General features: G+C 72.4%; 18 protein-coding genes. 13 read left to right on the top strand and 5 right to left on the bottom strand.

Going from position 1 to position 22,689, the window contains the following annotated elements:
* Nucleotides 1-51 precede the first annotated feature (51 nt).
* From NRP21_RS16765 to NRP21_RS16775, 3 genes are read left to right on the top strand one after another with little or no spacing between them, the layout of a single operon-like run.
* A complete protein-coding gene (locus NRP21_RS16765; RefSeq protein WP_257717373.1) occupies nt 52-1,038 on the top strand; it encodes a tripartite tricarboxylate transporter substrate binding protein in 987 nt (328 codons plus the stop codon).
* 4 nt (nt 1,039-1,042) lie between these two features.
* Entirely contained in the window at nt 1,043-1,720 is a 678-nt protein-coding gene (locus NRP21_RS16770) for an RraA family protein (protein WP_257717374.1), read from the top strand.
* Between the two features lie 5 nt (nt 1,721-1,725).
* Nucleotides 1,726-2,697 carry a D-2-hydroxyacid dehydrogenase family protein gene (locus NRP21_RS16775; RefSeq protein ID WP_257717375.1) on the top strand — a complete coding sequence of 324 codons (972 nt, stop codon included), beginning with the start codon at nt 1,726-1,728 and terminating at the stop codon, nt 2,695-2,697.
* 266 nt (nt 2,698-2,963) lie between these two features.
* Here the strand turns inward: NRP21_RS16775 and NRP21_RS16780 are convergent, their stop codons facing one another.
* Nucleotides 2,964-3,740 carry a helix-turn-helix domain-containing protein gene (locus NRP21_RS16780; protein ID WP_257717376.1) on the bottom strand — a complete coding sequence of 259 codons (777 nt, stop codon included), beginning with the start codon at nt 3,738-3,740 and terminating at the stop codon, nt 2,964-2,966.
* Nucleotides 3,741-3,817: 77 nt separating this feature from the next.
* Between NRP21_RS16780 and NRP21_RS16785 the strand changes: the two genes are divergently transcribed.
* Complete coding sequence (locus NRP21_RS16785) at nt 3,818-5,053, top strand: MFS transporter (RefSeq protein ID WP_257717377.1); 1,236 nt, start codon at nt 3,818-3,820, stop codon at nt 5,051-5,053.
* Nucleotides 5,054-5,340: 287 nt separating this feature from the next.
* On the opposite strand, the gene NRP21_RS16790 is transcribed toward NRP21_RS16785, so the two are convergent.
* The 4 genes from NRP21_RS16790 to NRP21_RS16805 are packed head-to-tail and all read right to left on the bottom strand — an operon-like array spanning nt 5,341 to nt 9,473.
* Entirely contained in the window at nt 5,341-6,192 is an 852-nt protein-coding gene (locus NRP21_RS16790; protein WP_257717378.1) for a carbohydrate ABC transporter permease, read from the bottom strand.
* Nucleotides 6,189-7,064, bottom strand: a complete 876-nt coding sequence (locus tag NRP21_RS16795; protein ID WP_257717379.1) for a carbohydrate ABC transporter permease — start codon at nt 7,062-7,064, stop codon at nt 6,189-6,191. The genes NRP21_RS16790 and NRP21_RS16795 overlap by 4 nt, the downstream gene beginning before the upstream one ends.
* A gap of 16 nt (nt 7,065-7,080) precedes the next feature.
* Nucleotides 7,081-8,364: an ABC transporter substrate-binding protein gene (locus tag NRP21_RS16800; RefSeq protein ID WP_257717380.1), complete on the bottom strand. Its 1,284-nt coding sequence runs from the start codon at nt 8,362-8,364 to the stop codon at nt 7,081-7,083.
* A gap of 17 nt (nt 8,365-8,381) precedes the next feature.
* Nucleotides 8,382-9,473, bottom strand: a complete 1,092-nt coding sequence (locus tag NRP21_RS16805; protein WP_257717381.1) for an ABC transporter ATP-binding protein — start codon at nt 9,471-9,473, stop codon at nt 8,382-8,384.
* A gap of 266 nt (nt 9,474-9,739) precedes the next feature.
* Here NRP21_RS16805 and NRP21_RS16810 point away from each other — a divergent pair, with 266 nt between their 5' ends.
* The 9 genes from NRP21_RS16810 to NRP21_RS16850 all read left to right on the top strand — a co-directional run bounded on the left by NRP21_RS16810 (nt 9,740) and on the right by NRP21_RS16850 (nt 22,442).
* The gene (locus tag NRP21_RS16810; RefSeq protein ID WP_257717382.1) at nt 9,740-10,564 is read left to right on the top strand and encodes a DeoR/GlpR family DNA-binding transcription regulator; all 825 of its coding nucleotides are present in this window, start codon (nt 9,740-9,742) and stop codon (nt 10,562-10,564) included.
* Between the two features lie 78 nt (nt 10,565-10,642).
* Nucleotides 10,643-14,422 carry an Ig-like domain-containing protein gene (locus NRP21_RS16815; RefSeq protein WP_257717383.1) on the top strand — a complete coding sequence of 1,260 codons (3,780 nt, stop codon included), beginning with the start codon at nt 10,643-10,645 and terminating at the stop codon, nt 14,420-14,422.
* A 339-nt stretch (nt 14,423-14,761) separates the two neighbouring features.
* On the top strand, nt 14,762-15,433 hold the full coding sequence (locus NRP21_RS16820) for a cytochrome c3 family protein (RefSeq protein WP_257717384.1): 672 nt from the start codon (nt 14,762-14,764) through the stop codon (nt 15,431-15,433).
* Nucleotides 15,430-18,231, top strand: coding sequence for a 4Fe-4S dicluster domain-containing protein (locus tag NRP21_RS16825; protein WP_257717385.1), 2,802 nt, complete (start codon nt 15,430-15,432; stop codon nt 18,229-18,231). Before NRP21_RS16820 ends, NRP21_RS16825 begins: the two co-directional genes overlap by 4 nt.
* Nucleotides 18,228-19,550 (top strand): NrfD/PsrC family molybdoenzyme membrane anchor subunit, encoded by a 1,323-nt coding sequence (nrfD, locus tag NRP21_RS16830; RefSeq protein WP_257717386.1) that lies wholly within the window; start codon nt 18,228-18,230, stop codon nt 19,548-19,550. The genes NRP21_RS16825 and nrfD overlap by 4 nt, the downstream gene beginning before the upstream one ends.
* A complete protein-coding gene (locus NRP21_RS16835) occupies nt 19,547-20,086 on the top strand; it encodes a DUF3341 domain-containing protein (protein WP_257717387.1) in 540 nt (179 codons plus the stop codon). Before nrfD ends, NRP21_RS16835 begins: the two co-directional genes overlap by 4 nt.
* A 262-nt stretch (nt 20,087-20,348) precedes the next feature.
* A complete protein-coding gene (locus tag NRP21_RS16840) occupies nt 20,349-20,762 on the top strand; it encodes a c-type cytochrome (protein ID WP_257717388.1) in 414 nt (137 codons plus the stop codon).
* The gene (locus NRP21_RS16845; RefSeq protein WP_257717389.1) at nt 20,759-21,685 is read left to right on the top strand and encodes a hypothetical protein; all 927 of its coding nucleotides are present in this window, start codon (nt 20,759-20,761) and stop codon (nt 21,683-21,685) included. Before NRP21_RS16840 ends, NRP21_RS16845 begins: the two co-directional genes overlap by 4 nt.
* Before the next feature lie 34 nt (nt 21,686-21,719).
* The gene (locus tag NRP21_RS16850; RefSeq protein ID WP_257717390.1) at nt 21,720-22,442 is read left to right on the top strand and encodes a cytochrome c oxidase assembly protein; all 723 of its coding nucleotides are present in this window, start codon (nt 21,720-21,722) and stop codon (nt 22,440-22,442) included.
* Nucleotides 22,443-22,689: the final 247 nt, after the last annotated feature.

Here is a 22,689-nt window from a genome sequence, read left to right on the forward strand (position 1 = left end):
ATGCTCCGCATGCAGTCTAGTCCCGGCAAAACAATGCCGGAGGAGACGCGCATGGCATCGCTTTCACGCCGGGCCGCGCTGGCTGCGGCCCTCGCAGGGGCGCCCCCGATCCGCGCGCGGGCCCAGGGCGCCGAGGGCTCCTGGCCGTCTGGGCCCATCCGCATCGTCGTCCCCTTCGCCCCCGGCGGCTCCACCGACGCGGTGGCGCGGCTGGCCGTGCCCGGGCTGCAGCGGGCGCTCGGCGTCAGCGTGGTGGTGGAGAACCGCGGCGGCGCGGCCGGCAGCACGGGCACGGATGTCGTCGCCAAGGCTCGCCCGGACGGGCAGACCTTCCTCCTCACCTTCGACAGCCACGCAGTGCTTCCCGCCCTCGTCCCCCGCCTGCCCTTCGACCTGAAGGGCGACCTGGAACCGGTGACGCTGATCGGCGGCGCGCCCTATGTCGTGGCCTGCAAGCCGGACAAGCCGTTCCGCGACCTGGCCGGGATCGTCGCCGCCGCGAAGGCCAGTCCCGGCGGCGTCACCTTCGCCACGCCGGGGAACGGCACCATCGGCCATCTCGTCATGACCCTTCTCGGCAGCCGCGCCGGGGTGCAGTTCCAGCACCTGCCCTATCGCGGCGGCGGACCGGCCGTGAACGACGCGGTGGCGGGGCATGTGGACATGGTGGTGGGCAGCGCCGCCCTCGTCGCGCCCCAGGTGGCGGGCGGCACGCTTCGCCCCATCGCCCAGTTCGGCCCGCAGCGCCTGCCCGCCCTGGCCCAGGTGCCCACGGCGGAGGAATCAGGCTACCCCGGCCTGCAGGCCGAGGCCTGGTGGGGCGTCTTCGCGCCGGCCAAGGTGCCCAGCGCCATCGTGCAGCGCTTCCACGAGGCCCTGGCGGCGGCCTTCCGGGATGAGACGGTGTCGAAGCAGATCACGGAGGGCCAGCAGGCCCGGCTGGTCCTGGCGGGCCCGGGGGAACTGGGCCGCTTCCTCGACGCCCAAATCGACACCTGGGGCCGCGTGGTCCGAGAGAACAGCATCAAGGCCGACTGACCGCATGACCGAACCCCGCTTCCACCGCCTGCCCGCCCCCGTGCTGGCCGGTTTTGCCGCCCTGCCCACCTCCTCCATCTCAGACGCGCTGGACCGGCTGGGCCTGCCCGGCTCGGTGGACGGGCTGCGGCCCATGTCGCCCGGCGCGCGCGTGGCCGGCCAGGCGGTGACGCTGCGCTACCTGCCCGTGGGCACGGGCGGCGGCACGGTGGGGGACTTCCTGCACTTGGCCGAGGCCGGCGACATCATCGCCATCGACAACCGCGGCCGGCTGGACTGCACGGTCTGGGGCAACATCCTGACGGAAGCGGCGAAGGCGAAGGGCCTGGCCGCCACGGTGATCGACGGCGTGAACCGCGACGTCGGGGAGAGCCGTGAGTTCGGCTACCCCATCTGGTCCCGCGCCGCACACGCCCGCACCGGCAAGGACCGCGTGGCGCTGGAGGCGACGATGGTGCCGATCGTCCTCGGCACCGTCCGCGTCGATCCCGGGGACCTCCTCTGCGCCGACGACAGCTGCGTCGTTGCCGTGCCCCTGGCCCAGGCGGAAGCGGTGCTGGAAGTGGCGCGCGCCATCGAGGAAAAGGAGGACGCCATCCTGGCCGATATCCGCGCCGGCATTGACCTCGCCGAGGCCCGCCGCCGCCACGGCTACCACAGCCTGCAGACCCGCCGGAGCTGACGCGCATGAAGATCGCCATCCTGGACGACTACGCGGATGCCTTCCGCACCGCCCCCGCCTTCGCCCGCCTCTCCGAGCACGAGGTGACGGTTTTCCCCGACACGGAGAAGGACCCGGACGCCCTCGTCGCCCGCCTTCAGGACATGGATGCGCTGGTGCTGACCCAGCAGCGCAGCCGCATGCCCGCCGCCGTGATTGAGCGCCTGCCCCGCCTGCGCCTCATCGCGCAGACCGGGCGCCACACCGGCCACATCGCCATGGAGGCCTGCACGAAGCAGGGCGTGATCGTCTCCACCGGCGGCGCCGGCGGGCCGGAGGCAACGGCGGAGCTGACCTGGGCCCTGATCCTCGCCGCCCTTCGCCACATCCCCGAGGAGGCGGCGCGGCTGCGCGAGGGCGGCTGGCAGCGCACCATCGGCATCGGCCTGAAAGGCAAGACCCTCGGCATCTACGCCTATGGCCGGATCGGCGCGATGGTCGCCCGCGTCGGGGCGGCCTTCGGCATGCGCGTGCTCTGCTGGGGCCGCGAGGGCAGCCAGGAGCGCGCCCGCGCCGACGGCTACGAGGTGGCCGAGAGCCGCGAGGCCTTCTTCGCCGCCGCCGACGTGCTCAGCCTGCACATCGTGCTGAATGACGCCACCCGCGGCATCGTCACTGCGGAGGACCTGGCGCTGATGAAGCCCGGCGCGCTGCTGGTGAACACCTCCCGCGCCCCGATCATCGCATCCGGCGCCCTCGCCACCGCCCTGAAGGCCGGGCGCCCCGGCATGGCGGCCGTGGACGTGTTCGACGACGAGCCTGTCCTCGGCGCCTCCGACCCGCTGATCGGCCTGCCCAACGTCCTCTGCACCCCGCATCTTGGCTATGCCGAGCGGGGCGTGTTCGACGCGATCTACGAAGTGGCGGTGGACCGCCTCCTCGCCTTCGCGGCGGGGGCGCCGATCGGCGTTGCCAATCCCGAGGCGATCAAGGGCTGAGGCTGCTGTGCCGGCGGCCCCAGGAGGCTCCGCCTCCCGGACCCTCCGCCGGGGTGGCAACGGCCACCCCGGACCCTGCGATCGGGCTGCCGCGGATACGATGATCAGAGGGCGGTGCCAGGGGTCCTTCGATACCGTGTCAGCCCCTGCAGTCGCCTGAGGTCTCAGACCTCAGGCGCACTTTCAGCGAAGCATCCCGCGGCAGCCCCGAAAAAGAAGATGAGTGGGGGTCCAGGGGGAGAGAACTCTTTCTCTCCCCCTGGCCACTACCCGCCCCGCATCCCCTGCACCCCTGCCGGCGTCATCCCGAAGGCCGCGCGGAAAGCCGCTCCGAAGGCGGGGGCGGAGGCGTAGCCCACGGCCGCGCCGGCGCGGGCCGGGGGCATGCCCTGGGCCAGCAGGGCCGCCGCTTCCGCCAGCCGCAGAGCCTGCCGCCAAGCGCCGAAGGAGAGGCCGGTTTCCGCCCGGAACAGGCGCGAGAGGCTGCGAGGGGACGCGCCTACCTCTGCCGCCCACTCCTCCAGCGACCAGGGGATGGCTGGATCGGCCCGCAGTGCCGCCGCCATACGGGCCAGGCGCGGCTCCCGCGGTTCCGGCACGCCGAAGGGCAGGCTGGGCGCGCGGCGGATCTCGTCCAGGATCAGGGCGGCGAGGTGCCCGCCGCGGCCGCGCTCGTCCCACTCCAGCGGCTCGTCGCAGGCCGCCAGGATCAGTTCCCGCAGCAAGGGGGAAGCGGCGAGGACCGTGACGTCCTCCGGCCCGGCCCGGGCGGCATCCGCGCGCAGGAACAGGGCCCGCATGGCCACCGCACCCACGATCCCGACGGAGTGCGGCTCCCCCGCCGGCACCCAGAGGGCGCGCCCGGCCGGCACCACGAAGGCGGCCCGATCCGTGGTGATCCGCATCACCCCGCGCAGGGCGTAGAGGAGCTGGACGCGGGCGTGCTGATGCCGGCCGGTGACCTGCCCGTCCACATAGTCCCGCTGAAAGGCCGCGAGCGGCCGATCCACCGCGTCCTGCGGCAGATTTAGGTTCGGGATCACGGTTTGGCCAGATCGCGACATCCTATGGCCCAACGTCTTCTTCCGGCCAGGATAGTTTCGAGGGCAGGAGAACGCCAATGCCCAATGATCCCGCCACGCGACAGATCTGGTTCATCAACGCCGCGCACTTCGTCTGCCACTACATGCTGCTGATTCTCGCCACCGCCGTGCTGGGCATGGTGGCGGCCAACGGCGCCACCTTCGGCACGGAGTACGGGCCGGTCCTGGCGCTGGGCACCGGCATGTTCGTACTCTACGGCATTGGCGCCCTGCCCATGGGCTGGCTGGCCGAGAAGGTGGGCCGCCACGCGCTGATGTCGGCCTTCTTCCTCGGCGTCGGCGGCTCCCTGTTGCTGGCGGGCTTCGTGTCCGGCCCCTGGGGCCTTGCGGCCGCCCTAGGCCTGGCCGGGCTGTTCAACGCCATCTACCACCCGATCGGCACCGCCATGCTGGTGGAGGCCGCCGGCGACCGCGTGGGCCGCGCCATGGGCAACAACGGCGTGTTCGGCAACCTCGGCGTCGCCTCCGCCCCCGTCCTCACCGCCCTTCTCGTCACCCAGGCCGGCTGGCGCTGGGCCTTCCTCGTCCCCGCCGCCGCTGCCCTGGTCCTCGGCCTGCTGTGGCTGCGCGAACCGCCCTACGACGCCCGCCAGCACGTCAAGAATGCCCGCCCCTTCCCGCAGATCCCGGCCACCATCGTCCGCCAGGCCGTGATCTCCCTCATGCTCATGGCCGTGGCCTCCGGCTTCGTCTTCAACGCCTTCACCCTGCTGATCCCGAAGCTGATGCAGGAACGGATGGCGGACAGCCCCTCCCTCCTGCCCCTCGTCGGCGCCCTGGCCTTCACCGCCACCCTCTTCGGCGGCCTCACCCAGTTCACCGTGGGCCGCATGATCGACCGCACCACGCTCAAGCGCGTCTTCCTGCCCCTCGCCTTCGCGCTCGTCCCCGCCCTCCTCGCCCTCTCCTTCCTGCAGGGCTGGGCCGTGCTGCCCGTGGCCGCCATCGCTGCCGCCGCCATCTTCGGACAGGTGACGGTGAACGAGACGATGACGGCCCGCTACGTCGCCCCGGCCCTGCGCGCGAAGCTCTACTCCCTGCGCTTCTTCGTGGGCTTCCTCGGCGCCGCGGCCGCCTCCCCCGCCATCGGCTACCTGCACGACGCCTTCGGCAACCTCGGCCTGACACTCATCGTGCTCGCCGCCTTCGCCTGCATCACCCTCGCCTGCGCCCTGCTCTTCCCGGACCGGCCGGAGGAGCTGAACCCGACCCTGTGGAACAGCAGCGCGACGCCGGCCGTGGCGGCGGAATAGGGCTGTTGGTCTGTCCCGGGGAGAGGAAAAAGGAATTCTTCCTCTCCCCGGACCCCGCTCCATCATCTTCTTCTATGAGTTGGTCTGAACCTCGCTGACGGTGCGCCTCGGCTCGTGGAGCCGAGGCGACTGCAAGGGCAGGAATGGGCCCGAGCGTCAGGCGCCACCCTTCAAGTCAGTCCCCGCGGCAGCCCGATGCAGGTCCAGGAGGCTCAGCCTCCTGGCGGGGGTTCCAGGGGGCAGCGCCCCCTGGTTCCGGATCCAGCAGAACGAAGGCACCACGCCCCTCAGCGGATCCCGGCCCGCATGAAGGATTGCACGAACTGTCGCTGGAACAGCAGGAAGGCGAGGAGAAGCGGAGCCGCGGTGAGCAGGGTGGCCGCGCTGATGATCGCCCAGTCGATGCCTTGGTCGGTGGAGGCGAAGACGGCGAGACCGACGGTCAGGGGCCGGGTCTCCACGGTGTTGGTGATGACCAGCGGCCAGAGAAAGTTGTTCCAGTGATAGGCGACGGAGGTGAGGCCGTAGGCGAGGTAGGTCGGGCGGGCGAGCGGCACGTAGACGCGCCATAGGATGCCGAAGGTGCCGCAGCCCTCCACGCGCGCGGCCTCCTCCAGCTCCCGCGGCACCTGCTTGAAGGTCTGGCGCAGCAGGAAGATGCCAAAGGCGGAGGCGACGTAGGGCAGGCCGATGCCGACCACCGTGTCCACCAGGCCGAGCGCGCGCATGGTGCGGTAGTTCTCGACGATCAGCATATCCGGCATGATCATCAGCTGCACCAGCACCACCGCGAAGAGCACGCCCATCCACCGCGACGCGCTGCGGGCGAAGACGAAGGCGGCGAGGGTGCCGAGGACGAACTGGCAGCCCGTGACGAAGGTGACGAGCAGCAGGCTGTTCAGCATGTAGCGCGGGAAAGGCGCGGCGTTCCAGGCGGCGGCGAAGTTGTCCAGCGTCAGCGGCGCGAAGAGCTCGAAGCGCGTGGCGTAGCCGGTGGGGTGGATCGCGGCCCAGAGGGCGTAGAGCAGCGGCGCCGCCCAGAGGATCGCGAGGGCCCAGGCGCCCAGCGTCTCCAGCCATAGGCCGAGGCGCAGGCGCGGCTGCGTCGCGGCGGGCTGCATGGTCGTCGTCGCGCTCATCTGTAGTGCGTCCGCCGGCCGAGGAAGGTGAACTGCGCCAGGGCGACCAGCATCAGGATCAGCAGCAGCACCATGGTGAGCGCCGAGGCCTGGGCGGTGTCCCAGAAGCGGAAGCCGACCTCGTAGATATAGGTCAGGAGAAGGGCGGTGGCGTTGTCCGGGCCGCCCTTGGTCATGACGATGATGTGGTCCACCAGCCGGAAGCCGTTGATCAGCGCGTTCACCGCAATGAACAGGGTGGTCGGGCCCAGCAGCGGCAGGGTGACGCGGCGGAACACCTCCCAGCGGGATGCGCCCTCCACCGCCGCCGCCTCGTACAGCACGGGCGGGATAGCCTGCAGCGCGGCCAGGTAGAAGATCATGAAGAACCCGGCTTCCTTCCAGACAGCGATGACCATCATCGCGCCCAGCGCCGTCTCCTGGCTGCCGATCCAATTCGTGGCGCCCCAGCCAAGGAGGAAGTGCGTCAGCCGGTCCACCAGCCCGTAATCCGGCGTGTAGAAGAACAGCCAGAGGTTGGCGACGGCGATCATCGGCAGGACCGTGGGCGTGAAATAGGCCACGCGCAGCGCCGCCTTGCCGGGGATGCGGCCGTTCACCCATAGCGCCATGGCCAGCGCCAGCGCGATGGAGATCGGCACGGTGCCCAGTGCATAGATCAGGTTGTTCGTCAGCGCCTGCCAGAAGATCGGGTCGGCGGCCAGCACCTCGTAGTTCTCCACCCCCACGAAGCGCGACGGGCGCGCCCCGCGAGGGGTGGAGAAGAAGGAGTGCCAGAAGGTCGCCACCACCGGGTAATGGGTGAAGGCGACCAGCAGCAGCATGGCCGGGCCCAGCATCAGCCAGGCGTGGAGTGTCGCGCGTCCGCGCATGGGCCCGGCGGTCCCTTTACCGGTAGCTGCGCAGGATGCGCTCGGCATCGTCCTGCGCCTTCGCCATGGCGGCGGCGGGCTGCGCGCGGCCGGTCAGCACGGACTGCATCGCGTCCTCCAGCGCCTTCGTCACGCGCTGGTTCTCGTGGGTGGACAGCTCGGCCACGGCGTGCGGCAGCTGGTCGCGCGCCACCGCGGCGGCGGGGAAGCCGGCCACGTACTCCTTCATCTTCGGCGTCTCCCAGGCGGCGGGGCTGCTGGCGACATAGCCCGTGTCGATGCCCCACTGCGCCGCGCGCTCCGGCTCCGTCAGGAAGCGGGCGAACTTCACCGCGGCCTCGCGCTGGGCCGGGCTGGCGGACTTGAAGACATACAGGTTGCCGCCACCCGTCGGGCTGCCGCGCTTGCGCCCGGCCGGCAGCATCGCCACGCCGAAGGGGAACCCAGCGTTGTTCTTGATGTTGGTCAGGTTGCCCGTGGTGGTCCAGATCATCGCCACCTTGCGCTCGAAGAAGTCACGCGGGGTGGTGCCCCACTCCACGATGCCCGGCGGGTGCACCTTGTGCTTGGTGGAGAGGTCCAGCCAGTACTGCACGGCCTCGATCGTTTTGGGGTCGTTGTAGAAGGTGCGGTCGCCCGCCTCGTTCATCAGGCGCACGTCGTTCTGCGTGGCCAGGGCCTGCAGCATCCAGTAGGCGAAGCCGTTGCCGGGGATCTGCATGCCCCACTGCGCGGTGTTCTCACCCTGCCGCTTCGTCAGCTTTCGGGCAAACTCCACCTGCTCCGCCCAGGTCGCGGGCGCCACATCCGGGTTCAGCCCGGCCTCACGGAAGGCGTCCTTGTTGTAGTACATCACGATGGTGGAGCGCTGGAACGGGATGCCCCAGGTCTTCCCGCCCGTGCGGCTGTTCTCCATGAAGCCGGGGTAGAAGCCGTCCATCCAGGACTTGTCGGCGCCGGGCAGCTCGTCCCAGGAGACGACCACGCCCTCGTCGATGAGGGTGAACATGTCGGTGGAGAGCAGGCAGGCCATCTGCGGGGCATCGCCGCCGCGGGCCGCCGTCAGCGCCTTGGTGATGCTGTCCTGGTAGGTGCCGGTATAGACCGGGCGCACGCGGATGCCGGGGTTGGCGCGCTCGAAGTCGGCGCAGTAGCCGTCGATCACCTTCGTGATCGGGCCACCCACGGCGACGGGGTAGTTGAAGGTGATCTGCACGGGCGACTGGGCACGCACCGCGGGCGCGGCAAGCGCGGGCGCGGCGGCGAGCGCGCCGAGGGCGGCGCGGCGGGTGATCATCATGGATCGTCCTTCCGTGATCAGGCGAGAGCGGGTGCGTGGACCGGCAGAGGCAGGCGCCGGCCCGTCGCGTGGTCGAAGAGATGCGCCGGAGGCGGCAGCCGCAGGCGGATGGGGCTGCCAGGGGTCATCACCTGGTGGCCGGGGATGCGGGCCTGCACCACCTCGCTCCCCACCGCGCAGCGCAGCACCGTCTCGGCGCCCAGGAACTCGGCGCTGGTGACGGTGGCGGGCAAGCCGTGGCCGTTCGTTGGCGCCACGTCCTCCGGCCGCAGGCCGAGCAGGGCGCCCGCGGCCTCGGCCGGTGCCACGGCGTGCTCCGGCGCGCCGGCGATGCAGGCGCCGCCCGGCCCTGCCTCCAGCCGCAGCAGCGCCATGGGCGGGGTGCCGATGAAGCCGGCCGCGAAGGCGGTGGCGGGGCGGGCGTAGAGCTCGGCGGGCGTCGCGTCCTGCTCGATCCGGCCGTCGCGCATCAGCACGACCTGGTCGGCCATGCTCATCGCCTCCACCTGGTCGTGGGTGACGTAGACCATGGTCAGGCCCAGCCGCTGCTGCAGGCTGCGGATCTCGTGCCGCATCTCCGCGCGCAGCTTGGCGTCAAGGTTCGAGAGCGGCTCGTCCATCAGGCAGACCGGCGCCTCGGCCACGATGGCGCGGGCCAGCGCAACGCGCTGCTGCTGCCCGCCGGAGAGTTGCCCAGGGCGGCGTTCCAGCAGCTTGTCCAGGCCCATCATGGCGGCGGTGCGCGCCAGCCGCGCGTCCCGCTCCGCCCGCGCCACCTTCCGCGCGCGCAGGCCGAAGAGGATGTTCTCCGCCACGGTCAGGTGGGGGAAGAGCGCGTAGGACTGGAACACCATGGAAATGCCGCGCGCCGCCGGCGGCAGCCCCGTGACATCGCGCCCGCCGAGGTGGACGGTGCCGCCGGTCGCCTCCTCCAGCCCCGCCAGCACGCGCAGCAGGGTGGACTTGCCGCAGCCAGAGGGGCCGAGCAGCACCACGAGGGAGCCGGGCGCGGCGTCGAGTGTGATGTCGTGAAGGGCCACGGTGTCGCCGAACTGCTTGCGCACGGCATCCAGCCTGATGGCGGCCCCCCTTCCGTCGGTCGGGTTCATGGGCGGCCTGATATCCCCGGCTTGCTTCGAATGAATGTTGCTTCGATGTCGGTTTTGTGAAGCTGCCGACGGCCTGGAGCGGCTCCGGCCGCACCCGCCATCAAATGGGGATGCCAGCTCCTCGCAAAGATCAATCTATTCGAATCAAGCATTTCTGCCGTCCGTGGCCCCGGTTGATCCGGATTCGCCACCCTCCCCGGCGCAGAACACCAATCCTTCTCGGGTATGTCACGTCTTTGCAGCAGAGCGGCCCTAAGACGCCGCGCATGAACAGGTCGCCCTTTCATCTGAACATCGGCGCCGCCTCCCAGAGCCGGCAGGCGGTCATTGCGGAGATGCTGAAGACCCGGGACTTCCTGCGGGTGGACGAGCTCGCCCAGCACTTCGAGGTGACGACCCAGACCATCCGGCGCGACATCAACGGGCTCTGCGAGCAGGGCGTGGCGCGGCGGCTGCACGGCGGCATCACCGCCCCTTCAAGCGGCGGCAACATGAGCTTCCGCGACCGCCAGGTGATGAACCGCGCGGCCAAGCGCCAGATCGGCGCCGCCGTGGCGCAGCACGTGCCGGATGGCGCCTGCGTCTCCTTCGGCATCGGCACGACGCCGCAGATCGTGGCGGAATGCCTCTCCGGCCATCGCGGCCTGAAGATCGTGACCAATAATCTGCCGCTGGCGCTGGCGGCCGCGCAGAACCCGGAATTCGAGGTGGCGATCGCGGGCGGCACGGTCCGCATCGGCGATCTCGACGTCTGCGGCCCGGCGGGGGAGGAGCTGTTCGCCGCCTACCGCGTGGACATCGCGGTGTTCGGCGTCGGCGGCGTGGACGCCGACGGCTCGCTGCTGGACTACTCGCGCGAGGAGGTGCGCATCCGCGAGGTGATGATGCGCCACGCCCGCCGCTCCTTCCTCGTGCTCGATGCCTCCAAGTTCGGCCGCCCCGCGCATGTGCGCGGCGGGCGGATCGAGGACGCCTCCGCCGTCTTCTGCGACGCGGAGCTGCCGCCGGTGATACGCGACCGGCTGGCCCTGTCGGACACGGCGGTCGTGCCGTGCCCGCCCCTCCTGGCAGGCGATCCGGACCGCCCCTGATCGCCTGCCGCCTTCCCGTCCACCACCCCGCCGGCCGCCAATCGCGGCCGGGCGCTCCGTCACGCCCCGAGAAACCCCATGACCTTCGAGATCTTCGGCCACCGCGGCACGAACCCCTACACCGACCACTCCGCCGAGGCGCATGCCGCCGCTATGGACTGGGGCGCGGACTGGGCCGAATTCGACATCCAGATGACGTCGGACGGCGTGCTCGTCGTCGCCCACGACACGGGCACCATCCCCTCCACCACCTACGCCAAGCTCCTGGCCTCCAGCCCCGGCACCATGACGCTGAATCAGGCTCTCGACCTCGTCGCCGCGAAGGAGGCGGAGACGGGGCGCGAGATCAAGATCAGCATCGAGATGAAAAACCCGTCCACCCACGCCGCCAAGGGGCTGGACATGCCGAAGGCCCTCGTGGACCTGCTGGTGGCGCGCGGCATAACCGATGCGGAGGACATCTCCGTCTCCTCCTTCGACACCTCGGCCACGCAGCGCCTCGCCAGCACGCTCTACCCGGCCGCGGGCATCAGCACCTCGATCGACTACGTCGCCACCAGCTTCGCTGGCGTGAATCTCGCCAATGTCGCCAAGTGGGCCGACACGATCTCCGTTGGTACGGCCAACGTCTCGGCCGACCTCGTCGCGAAGGCGCACGCGGTGGGGCTGAAGGTCTATGTCTGGACCCATACCGGCACGGGCGAGGAGCTGCAGAAGTTCATCGACATGGGGGTGGACGGCGTCTACTCCGACAACACCCGCGTGGCCCGCGAATACGTGGATACGGTGGAGGGCTACACCACCGTTTATGGCGGCACGGGCGGGAGCGTCGTCAGTGGTACCAACGGCAATGACGTGGTGTACGGCCTGCAGGGCAGCGATACTCTCGTTGGCGGCGCCGGGCACGACGTGCTGAACGGCGATGGCGGCAACGACGTGATCGTGGCGGGCGCCGATGGCAGCACGCTCCGGGGCGGCGGCGGCAACGACGTGCTGTTCGGCGGCGCTGGGGTCGATACCCTGGCCGGCGGTGCCGGCAACGACGCCATCGTGGCGGGCGCCGGGGACACGATCCGCTACGCGGCCGGCGACGGGATCGACCTCGTCAGCTCCGCCGCGGGCGGCGCAGTGGTGGTGGAGGGCATCGCCTCTACCGGGATCGCGGTGAGCGCGCTGGGCGCGGACCTGGTGGTGAGCTTCACCGATGGCGGCGCCCTGGTCTTCGAGGACGGCGTGCTGCCGGAGACGGTGACCTTCTCCGACGGGGTGAGCCTGACGGGCGCGGAGCTCGCCGCCCTCGCCACCGGAGCCGCCCCCGCCGGGATCGCCGCGGCCGTCGCGGCGCTGGAGGCGGCACGCGCCGCCGCCGAGCCCGCCCGCGCCCTGCCGCTGGCCCCGAACCTGATCCAGAACGGCAGCTTCGAGAACACCGACGGCACGGAGGTGCGCGACTGGGGCCGCTACTCCCCGGACGGCAAGATGCCCGGCTGGGTGAACCTCGCCAGCGGCCGCGTGGAGCAGCACCAGGACACGGTGAGCGGCGTGAAGGCCGTGGACGGCGCCTACTGGACCGACCTGGACGGCTGGCTGAACAACGTCCAGCTCGCCCAGACCGTGGAGGGCGTGGAGAGGGGCGCCACCTACAAGCTCAGCTTCCAGATCGCCGACACCGACCTGAAGGACACGACGGAGAAGCTGACCGTCACCTATGGCGGCGTGACCGTCTATTCCGGCGCGCCGAAGGGCGCGGCCTGGGAGACGATCACCGTGACCGTCGTCGGTGGCTCGGGCAACGGCTCCGACACGCTCGTCTTCGCGCAGAGCGGCGGCAAGCTGGACGGCGCCGGGCTGGCGCTCGACAACGTGGCGATGGTGAAGACGGCCGCGGCCCCGGCGGGCGCCGCCGATGGCAACCTGATCTTCAACGGCGGCTTCGAGAACATCAACGGCACCGACTACCGCGACTGGGGCCGCTACAGCGAGGCCGGCGAGATGCCGGGCTGGCACAACCTCGGCACCGGCCGCGTGGAGCAGCACCGCGACACCGTCAGCGGCGTCAGCGCCGCGAAGGGCGGGTACTGGACGGACCTGGACGGCTGGCAGAACAACGTGCAGCTGGCGCAGGACGTGCAGGGCGTGGTGAAGGGTGCGACCTACAAGCTCAGCTTCGGGATCGCCGACACCGACCTGAAGGACACGGAGAGCCTGACCGTCACCTATGGCGGCAAGGTGGTCTACCAGGGCGCGCCGAAGGGCGCGGCCTGGGAGACGATCTCGGTGGAGGTGGTGGGCGGCTCCGGCGACGGCTCCGACCGGCTCGTCTTCGCGCAGACCGGCGGCAAGCTGGACGGCGCCGGCCTGGCGCTGGACGAGGTCTCCATGGTCAAGATCGCCGATCCCAACGCGCCGGTCGTGGCGAGGGCGGACGCGATCCAGGTGACGGCCGGCGGGGCCGCGGCCGGGCTCGCGGCGGTCGTCATCGCCAACGACACCGATGCCGATGCGGGCGACGCGAGGGCCATCGTCTCGGTGGACACCACCGGCACCCTCGGCACGGTGGCCTTCGACGCGGCGACGCAGTCCCTCTCCTACGCCGCATCCAATCCGGCCTTCGCGGCGCTGGGCGCCGGCGCCACGGCGACCGACAGCTTCGGCTACACGGTGGCGGACGGGCGCGGCTCCAGCTCCGGCGCGACCGTCTCCGTGACCGTGACCGGCGTGAACGACACCCCGGTGGTCGCGGCGCCGCTCCACGCGCCGGCGACCGAGGACGGCGCGGCCGTGTCCCTCCTCGCCCTGGAGGGCGCGACGGACATCGACGCCGGCGACATCCTCTCCGTGGTGCTGGGCGAGGACCCGCTGCCTGCCGGCGTGACCTTCGACGCGACGACGGGGCTCCTCTCCCTCGATCCCTCCGCCGCGGCCTTCCAGGGGCTGCGGGCCGGGGAGACGGCGCTGGTCACCGTCGCCTATGGCGTGACGGACGGCATCGAGATGGTCGGCACCTCCGCCACCTGGGAGGTCACGGGCGTCAATGACCGCCCGGTGGCGGCGGACGACGCCGTCGGCGTGACGGAGGACGCCACCTCCGCCAACCTGTGGGCGGCGCTGCTCGGCAACGACACCGATCCCGATGCGGGCGACACGAAGTCGATCGTCTCCGTGGACACGGCCGGGCTGAAGGGTAGCGTCGCCTTCGACGCCACCACCAAGATGCTGACCTATTCCGCGGATGCGGACGAATTCGACCTGCTGGCGCCGGGCGCCAAGGTGCAGGAGAGCTTCTCCTACACCGTGGCCGACAGCGCCGGCGCGACCTCGACCGCCCGGGTGACGGTCACCGTGATGGGCGGCGCCAACAACGCCCCGGTCAACGGGTCTATCTGGTCGGACACGATCACCGGCAACGCGGGCGAGGACATCATCCGTGGCGGGCTGGGCAACGACACCCTGTCCGGCCTCGACGGCGCCGACAATCTCTGGGGCGGGATCGGCGACGACCGGCTCCTCGGCGGGAAGGGCATCGACACCCTCTACGGCGAGCTGGGCAACGACGTCCTCGACGGCGGCGACGGCGACGACATCCTCAACGGCGGCGCGGGCAGCGACCGCCTGAGCGGCGGGCAAGGCGCCGACCTCTTCGTGGTCGAGGGCGGCCTCCTCGCGGGGGTGGACACCATCACGGACTTCCAGGTCGGCGTCGATCACCTCCGCCTGGAGGACATGCGCGGCTTCATCGGCCTGGAGATGGACGTGAACTTCGACGGCACCCAGGACAGCGTGCTCCTCTTCGCGCTCGGCTCCGTCCGCCTCCTCGGGGTGTCCGGCGTGTCGGACTGGAACACGCTGATGGGCTGAGCGGGCCGCCCCAGGGGGAAGAAGGAATTCTTCTCCCTGGACCCCCATCATCTTCTTCTATCGGGCTGCGGCGGGATGCTCGGCTGGCGTCGCGCCAAGGCTCCATGAGCCTCTGGGACCAACAAGGCAGCCTGGACTGACACGGTGTCAGAAGGCCTTCGGCGCCGCCCTTCTGTCATCGTATCCACGGCAGCCCGATGCAGGTCCAGGAGGCTCCCCCTTCCTGGCGGAGGGTTCCAGGAAGGGGGAGCCTCCCTGGGGCCACAAGCGCAACGGCCTGCCCGTGCCCGAAACCGTCCCGCCCCCCTCGCGTTGCCGATCCCGTTGGCCGGGAATTCGATGGCGCAGATTTTCTCCCCCGCCGCCGATGCCCGGCTGCGCCTTGCCCTGGTCATCGGTGCGGCACTCCTTCTCCTCGGCCTCGGCACGGGCTTCGCCTGGGTGCGCTCCGGCACGGCCTGGCGCGTGGGGGAGCCGGCGGCGCAGCCGATCCCCTTCAGCCACGCGGTGCACGCGGGCGGGCTGGGGCTGGATTGCCGCTTCTGCCACGCGGGCGTGGAGCGCACCGCGGATGCGGGGATGCCCAGCGCCGAAACCTGCCTGGGCTGCCACGAGCGGGTGTGGAACGTCACCGCCCAGTTCGCGCCGCTACGGGCGGCCATCGCGCGCGGGGCGGCCGTGGAGTGGTCCTCCGTCAGCCGCCTGCCGGACCACGCGCGCTTCGACCATTCCGCCCACACCGCAGCCGGCGTGGCCTGCGGCACCTGCCACGGCAAGGTGGAGGAGATGCCGCGCACGGCGAAAGCCGAGACGCTGAACATGGGCTTCTGCCTGGACTGCCACCGCGACCCCGCGGCGCAGCAGCGCCCGGCGGGCGCGGTCTTCGCGCGGGACTACGCCCCGACCGGCGAGGCGCACGCGCTGCGGCCGCACGGGCTGCAATCCTTCCGCTACGAGCATTACGGGGTGGAGGTCTCGCCCCTCACCCGCTGCTCCACGTGCCACCGATGAGCGGTGCCATCCCACCCCGGCGCGGCCCCGATCCCGCGCCCGAGCCGCCGCAGCCCGCCGCCCTGGCCCCCGCGCCGCACGGCGCGCTGGAGAGGCGAGAGGCGCTGCGGCTGATGGGCGCATCCCTCGCCCTCTCCGCCCTCGCAGGCTGCGAGGAGGCGCCGGAGCACGGCCACCCGCTGCACGCCCCGGCCCGCGCGTCCGATGGCGCGGCCATCACGGCGGAATACGCCACGGTGTTGGAGCTGGACGGGCTCTCGCGCGGGGTGATCGTCCGCACGCGCAACGGCCACGCGGTGAAGGTGGAGGGCAACCCGGCCCACCCCGCCAGCCTCGGCGCCACCGACATCTTCGCGGAAGCGGCGGTGCTCTCCCTGCACGACCCTCAGCGCGCCCGCCGCATCCGGCGGGATGGCCGCCCGGTGCCGGCGGAGATGCTGGATGCGGCCATCGCCGCCGCCCGCGCCGAGCTGGCGCCGCGCGGCGGGCGGGGGCTGCGGATCCTCACCGGCCCGGTCTCCTCCCCCACCCTGGCGCGGATCACGGGGGCGGTGCTGGCGGCCTACCCGGAGGCGCGCTGGCATCAGCACGACCCGCTGGCCGATGACGCGGCGCTGGAAGGGGCGACGCGCGCCTTCGGGCAGGCGCTCGCCGCCGTGCCGGACCTCTCGCGGGCCCGCGCGGTGCTCTGCCTCGGCGCCGATCCGCTGGGGACGATGCCCGGCCATCTCCGCCACGCGCGGGACTGGATCACGGCGCGGGCGGAGGGGCGGGGCGCGCGGCTGATCGTGGCGGAGGCCTCGCCGAGCATCACCGGCGCCCGCGCCGACCGGCGCATTCCGCTGCACCCCGCCAATGCCGCCGCTTTCGCCGGCGCCGTCGCTGCAGCACTGGGCGTGGAGGGCGCGTCCGGCACCCATCCGGACGCCGCCGGGGTCGCGGCGGAACTCGTGCAGGACCGACCGGGCGCGGTTGTCCTCGTCGGGCGCGGCATGGGGGCTGAGGTGCACGCCCTGGCCCACGCGATGAACGCCAGGCTGGAAAGCGAGGCGGTGCGCCTGCTGCCGCACCCGCTGGCCCGGCCGGAGCCGATGGCGGCCTCCCTCGCCTCGATCATGGCCGACATCGCGGCGGGCGAGGTGACGCACCTGCTGATCCTCGGCGCCAACCCGGCCTACGATGCCCCGGCCGCGCTGGGCTTTGAGGCGGCCCTGCGCCGCATCCCCTTCACCCTGCATCTCGGCTTCCGCGCGGACGAGACGACGCGGCTCTGCACTTGGCAGGTGCCGATGGCCCACCCGCTGGAGAGCTGGGGCGACTCCCGCGCCTTCGACGGCACCCCCGCCCTTCGCCAGCCCGCCACCGTTCCGCTCGCCGAGGAGGCGCGGGGCGAGGTGGAGATCCTCACCGCCCTGCTCGGCGCCCCCGCCACGGCCCGCGCGGCGGTGGGGGAAACCTGGCGCGCCGCCTGGGGCGAGAGCTTCGACGCGCGCTGGGCCGCCGCGCTGGAGGAGGGCTTGGCCGGAGAGGCGCCCGCCGGCCTGCGCCCGGCCCTGCGGGAGGACTGGAACCGCCCCGCCCCGCCGATGCCCCGCGGCCTGGTGGCGGTCTTCGCGCCCGATCCCGGCACGCGCGGCGGGGAGGCGGCGCACGAGGCCTGGCTGCAGGAGATGCCGCGCCCGCTTACAAAGATCACCTGGGGCAACGCCGCGCTCATGGCCCCCGCCACCGCCGCCGCGCACGGGCTCTCGCCGGGCGACGAGGTGGAGCTGGAACTCGGCGGCCGCCGCGTCCTGGCGCCCTGCTGGCCCGTGCCCGGCCACGCGCCGGACTGCGTCACCCTGCCCCTCGGCGGCGGGCGCCGTGCCGGCGGGCCGGTGGGGGAAGGAAGGGGCTTCGACGCCTACGCCCTGCGCCCTGCTGACGGCGCCTGGACCGCGCCCGGCCTCTCCATGCGGTCCACCGGCCGCAGGGCGGATGTCGTTACCACGGATTCCCATCACCGCGTGGACCCGTCCGAGGCCGTCCGCACCGTCGCGCCCGGCGGCACCCTGCCGCAGCCCGGCCGCGACGCCTCGCTCCACCCGGACTGGCCCTACCCCGCCCAGGCCTGGGGCATGGCGATCGACCTGGACGCCTGCATCGGCTGCAACGCCTGCGCCGTGGCCTGCCAGGCGGAGAACAACGTGCCCGTGGTCGGCCCCCTCGCCGTCTCCCAGGGGCGGGAGATGCACTGGCTGCGCGTGGACCGCTACCACCATGGGGAGGAGGCGAACCCCGCCTCCTCCTTCCAGCCCGTGCCCTGCATGCATTGCGAGCAGGCACCCTGCGAGCCCGTCTGCCCCGTCAACGCCACGCTGCACGACCAGCAGGGGCTGAACCTCATGGTCTATCCGCGCTGCATCGGCACGCGCACCTGCTCCAACAACTGCCCCTACAAGGTCCGGCGCTTCAACTGGGCGGACCACCGCCGCCTGCTCGACACGCCCGCGCGCAACCCGGACGTGCCCCTGCGCCCGCGCGGCGTGATGGAGAAGTGCACCTACTGCTCCCACCGCATCGCCGGCGCGCGCAGCGCGGCATCTGCCGAAGGCCGCGCGCTGCGCGACGGGGATGTGGAGACCGCCTGCCAGCGCGCCTGCCCGACCCGCGCCATCACCTTCGGCGACCTGAACGACCCCGGGAGCGCCGTCTCCCGCGCGCGGCAGAATGGCCGGCACTACGCCATGCTCGGCCATCTCGGCACGCGTCCCCGCACCACCTACCTCGCGCGCGTCGCGCCGGAGGCGGAGGCATGAGCGACGTCACCGCCCCCGTCGCCGCCGCAGCCCTCCGCCCGGGCGCCTGGGGCTTCCGCCTCTCCGTCGCCTTCTGCGCAGCGGGGGTGGTGGTACTGGCCGCCTCCGTCGCCGCCGTGCTGGTGCGGGGCGTGGGCGTGTGGGGGAACAACATCCCGCATGTCTGGGGCTTCGACCTGATCGGCTACGCCTGGTGGATCGGCATCGCCAACGCCGCCAGCCTCTTCGCCGCCATCCTGGTGCTGCGGCGGCACGGGCTGCGCACGGCGGTGAACCGCTTCGCGGAGGCCGCGGCGCTGGCCGCCATCCTCGCCGCCGCCTTCTACCCCATCCTGCACCTCGGCCGGGCGGAGCTCTTCCTCTGGACCCTGCCCTATCCCTCCTACACCGGCCTCTGGCCCCAGTTCGGCAGCCCGCTGGTCTGGGACTTCTGGGGCATCATGTCGCACGTCGTCGTCACCTCCCTCTTCTGGTTCATCGGGCTCATCCCGGATCTCGCGACGATGCGCGACGCGGCGGCCACGCGCGGGCGGATCGGCGCCGCGCGCGCCTACGGGCTGCTGGCGCTGGGCTGGCGCGGCTCTGTCGCGCACTGGCACCGGCACCAGGCCGCCTACCGCCTCGTCGCCGCGATGGTGCTGCCGCTGCTCCTCTGGGCGCAGACGGTGGTGGCGCTGGAATTCGCCACCACCCTCGTTCCCGGCTGGCACCAGGCGCGGCTGCCGCTGCACGTCGTCGTCACCGGCCTGCCCTCCGGCCTCGGCGTGGTGCTGGCGCTGGCCGCCGTGCTGCGCCATGCCCTCTCCCTCCAGCGCTTCGTGGACCGGGAGGACATGAACCTCCTGGCACAGCTCACCGCCACCGCCGGGCTCGTCGCCGCCCTGGCCTACGCGCACGAGCTGCTGGTCGGCTTTGCGGAGGAAGACCCGACCACCCGCGCCGCCCTCTCCGCCCGCGTGCTGGGGCCCGGTGCCCCCGCCTACTGGGGTGCGGTCGCCCTCTCCGCCGCCCTGCCGCAGCTCCTCTGGAGCGGGTGGGCGCGCCGCCGCACCCTCGTCCTCGTCGCCGTCGGCACCCTGGCCGCCGCCGGCGTCTGGCTGGACCGCTGGTCCCTCGTGGTGGACGGGCTCCTGCGCGACCACCTCGTCGGCATCGGCCCCGCCTATTCCCCCAGCCTCGCGGAATGGGGCCTGCTCGGCGGCACCCTCGCGCTCTTCGCCCTGGTACTTCTGCTCTTCGGCCGCCTCGTCCCCGCGGTCTCCATGTACGAGACCCGCCACGAGGAGAGCGAGGCCGAGATGGAGGAGGAGGAGCGGTGAGCCACCCCCCGCCCTTCGGCCAGATGGCCGAGTTCGCCGAGGCCGACGCCCTGACGGAGGCCGTGCGCGCCGCCCGCGCCGCCGGCTGGCGCCACCTGGAGGCCTACTCCCCCTACCCCATCCCCGAGGCCGCGGAGGCCCTCGGCGTCAGCGCCGCACCCGTGGGCTACATCGCGCTCGCCGCCGGCGCCTTCGGCGCGGCCCTGGCCGCCGGCACGGCCTGGTACATCTCCGTCCACCTCTACCCCGTGAACGTGGGGGGCCGCCCGCTCAACGCCTGGCCAACCTTCATGCCCACCACCTACCTCGTCGCCATCCTCTGGGCCTGCGCCGCCGCCCTGATCGGAATGCTGGCCCTGAACGGCCTTCCCCGGCTGAGCCACCCCGCCTTCTTCGCCCGCGGCTTCCACCGCGCCAGCGCGGACCGCTTCTTCCTGCTGCTGTCCTCCGACGACCCGCTCTACGAGCCCGAGGGGACGGCGCAGTTCCTGCGCGGGCTGTCCCCGCTGCGCGTCTCCGAGGTGCGGAGCGCGTGATGGACGATCCTGATCCGGTGCGCGGGTGGCCCCAGGGGGAGAGAAGGAATTCTCTCCCCCTGGACCCCCACTCATCTTTTTCTCCGGGGCTGCCGCGGAAGGCGGATCAGGGGTTTCACCGAGGGATCAAGCCCCTCGGCGCGGGACAGTTCGGCCCGGCCCAACGGATCGCGGGGTCCGGGGTGGCCGTTGCCACCCCGGCTCAGGACAGACGCTTCGCGCTTGCCCGGAGGATCCAAGGGGCAGCGCCCCTTGGAGCCACATGAGACGCCTCGTCCTCCTTCTGCTCCTCGCCGGCTGCGATGGCTGGCCCGAGAGCCCCAAGCCCCCCGCCCCGCTACCCCCGCCGGAGGGCGCCGTGCCGCGCGGGGCGGCGGCACAGCAACGCGCCCTGGCCGCCCCCGGTCCACCAGTGGACGCCGCCCTGCTGGCCGAGGGCGCGGACCGCTACGCCATCTTCTGCACGCCCTGTCACGGGGCGCGGGGGGTGGGGGATGGCGTGGTCGTCTCGCGCGGCCACCCGCCCATCCCGCCCCTGCCCGCCGATCCGGCGCGCAGCATGGCGGCGATCGCGGAGAACCGGGCGGGCGCGCACCCCATGGCGGACCGGTTGGACCCGCGCCAGCGCTGGGCCGTGGCGCGGCACGTGGAGGCGCTGATGCGGGCCGCGCCATGATCACCGCCATCGCGGAAGCCTGGCTTCTGGCCTGGCTGCTGGCCGCCACGCTGGGGGCAGGGGCGCTGGCCGTGCTCGCCTCCGGCCTGCTGCTGCGGGAATTGTGGGTGGAGCCGCTGCGGCCCGCCTTCTCCGCCGCGGGGCGGGCCATGCCGGCGCTGGTGGTCCTGGCCCTGCCGCTGGTGGCGCTAGCGCCGGACCTCTATCCCTGGACGGGGAAGCCGCGCGCGGTGGCGATCGGGGTCGCCACGGCGGTGATCCTGCCGCTGTGGTGCGTGCTGGGGCGGTGGCTGGACCGGCGGGCGGAAAAGCGCTGGCCCGCCGGGATCGCGCTGATGCTGGTGGTGCTCTCCGCCGCCATCGGCTTCGAGGATTGGGCGCTGTCCCGCGATCCGGCCTGGGTTGCCAGCCTGCAGGGGATCTCGCTGCTGGAGGGCGGTGCCGCCGCCTTCCTCGGCCTCGCCGTGCTGATCCTCGGCTGCCCGGAGGACCCGGAGGCGCGCACGGGGCTGGAACGCGCGTTGCTCACCCTCGGCGTCTTCGCGCTGTGGCTGTGGTTCGTGCAGTTCGTCACCGTCTGGGCGGCCGACCTGCCGCCGGAGGCCGCCTGGTACCTGCGGCGGCAAGAAGGGGGCTGGCCGTGGCTGAAGCTCGGCATAGCCGTGCCCGCGCTGCTCGGCGCCATCGCCCTCTCGGCCGTGCCGCAGTGGCGGCCCTGGCGGATGCGGGCGGTCTGCGCGCTGCTCGTCATGCAGCACGCGGCGGGGCTCCTGTGGTCCGTGCGGCCGGACGCACCGCTCGCCCCCGGCGCGGCGGAAGGGAGCCCGGGCGCGGTGACGGACGCGATTGTGATCGCACTGGTCGCACTTCTCCTCGCCCTGGCCCTCCGCCTCGCGGGGCGCGGGCGCGCCGATCCTGTATGATCGTCCATGATTCAAACAGCAGCAGAGGGCGCGCATGAACCGGACGGACGCCGTGCCCTTCTGCGGCCTGCCGCCCCTCCCGGGTGAGGCGGGCTGGAACACCAGCCCTCTCCTGGCCGGGGTCCTGCTGGCCGGGCTCCTCATCGGCTGGCGCCTGGCCGCGGACCGGCGGCCTCTCCTCGCCGGCTGGGCGGTGCTGGCGGCGGCCCTGGTGTCTCCCCTCTGCAGCCTCGCGGTCGCGCTCTTCTCCGTGCGGGTCGGGCAGCACCTTCTCATCATGCTCGTGGCCGCGCCGCTGCTCGCCGCCGCCTTCCGCACACGCCTGGCCGGGCCCGGCGCGCTGGCGCTCTCCGCCGCCCTCCTCGCCGTCGCGCTCTGGTTCTGGCACCTGCCCGCGCCCTACGCCCTGACCTTCACCTCGGACATCGCCTGGTGGGCCATGCACGCCACCCTCCTCGGCGCCGCCGCCCTGTTCTGGGCCGGGGTGACCCGCGCCCCGCGCGCGGACGCTGCCCTTCTCTCCGGCCTCGCCACCGCGGCGCAGATGGGCGCGCTCGGCGCCTTCCTCACCTTCGCCCCGCGCCCGCTCTTCGCGCCCCACGCCCTCACCACCCTGCCATGGGGACTGACGCCGCTGGAGGACCAGCAACTCGGCGGGCTGCTGATGTGGGTGCCGGGCGGCATCGCCTTCGCGGCGCTTGCCCTGCTCGCCCTCGCCCGCGCGCTGCGGGCGGCACCGGAGCAGATGGAGGCGTGACGGGTTCCGGTTCTGCGGTGTCCGGTCCGGTGGCCCCAGGGAGAGGAAGAAGGAATTCTTCCTCTCCCTGGACCCTCTCCATCATCTTTTTCTACCTGCTTGGAGTCATTCGGCTGGCGGCGCGCCTCGGGTCCATGACCCGAGGCGACTGCAAGGGCAGGACGGGTGCAGATGGAAGAGGGCTGACATATCAGGTCAGTTCCGCGGCAGCCCGATGCAGGTCCAGGAGGCTCAGCCTCCTGGCGGG

The organism is Roseomonas populi, from assembly GCF_024594815.1.
In the GTDB taxonomy this organism is placed as follows: Bacteria; Pseudomonadota; Alphaproteobacteria; order Acetobacterales; family Acetobacteraceae; genus Roseomonas; species Roseomonas populi.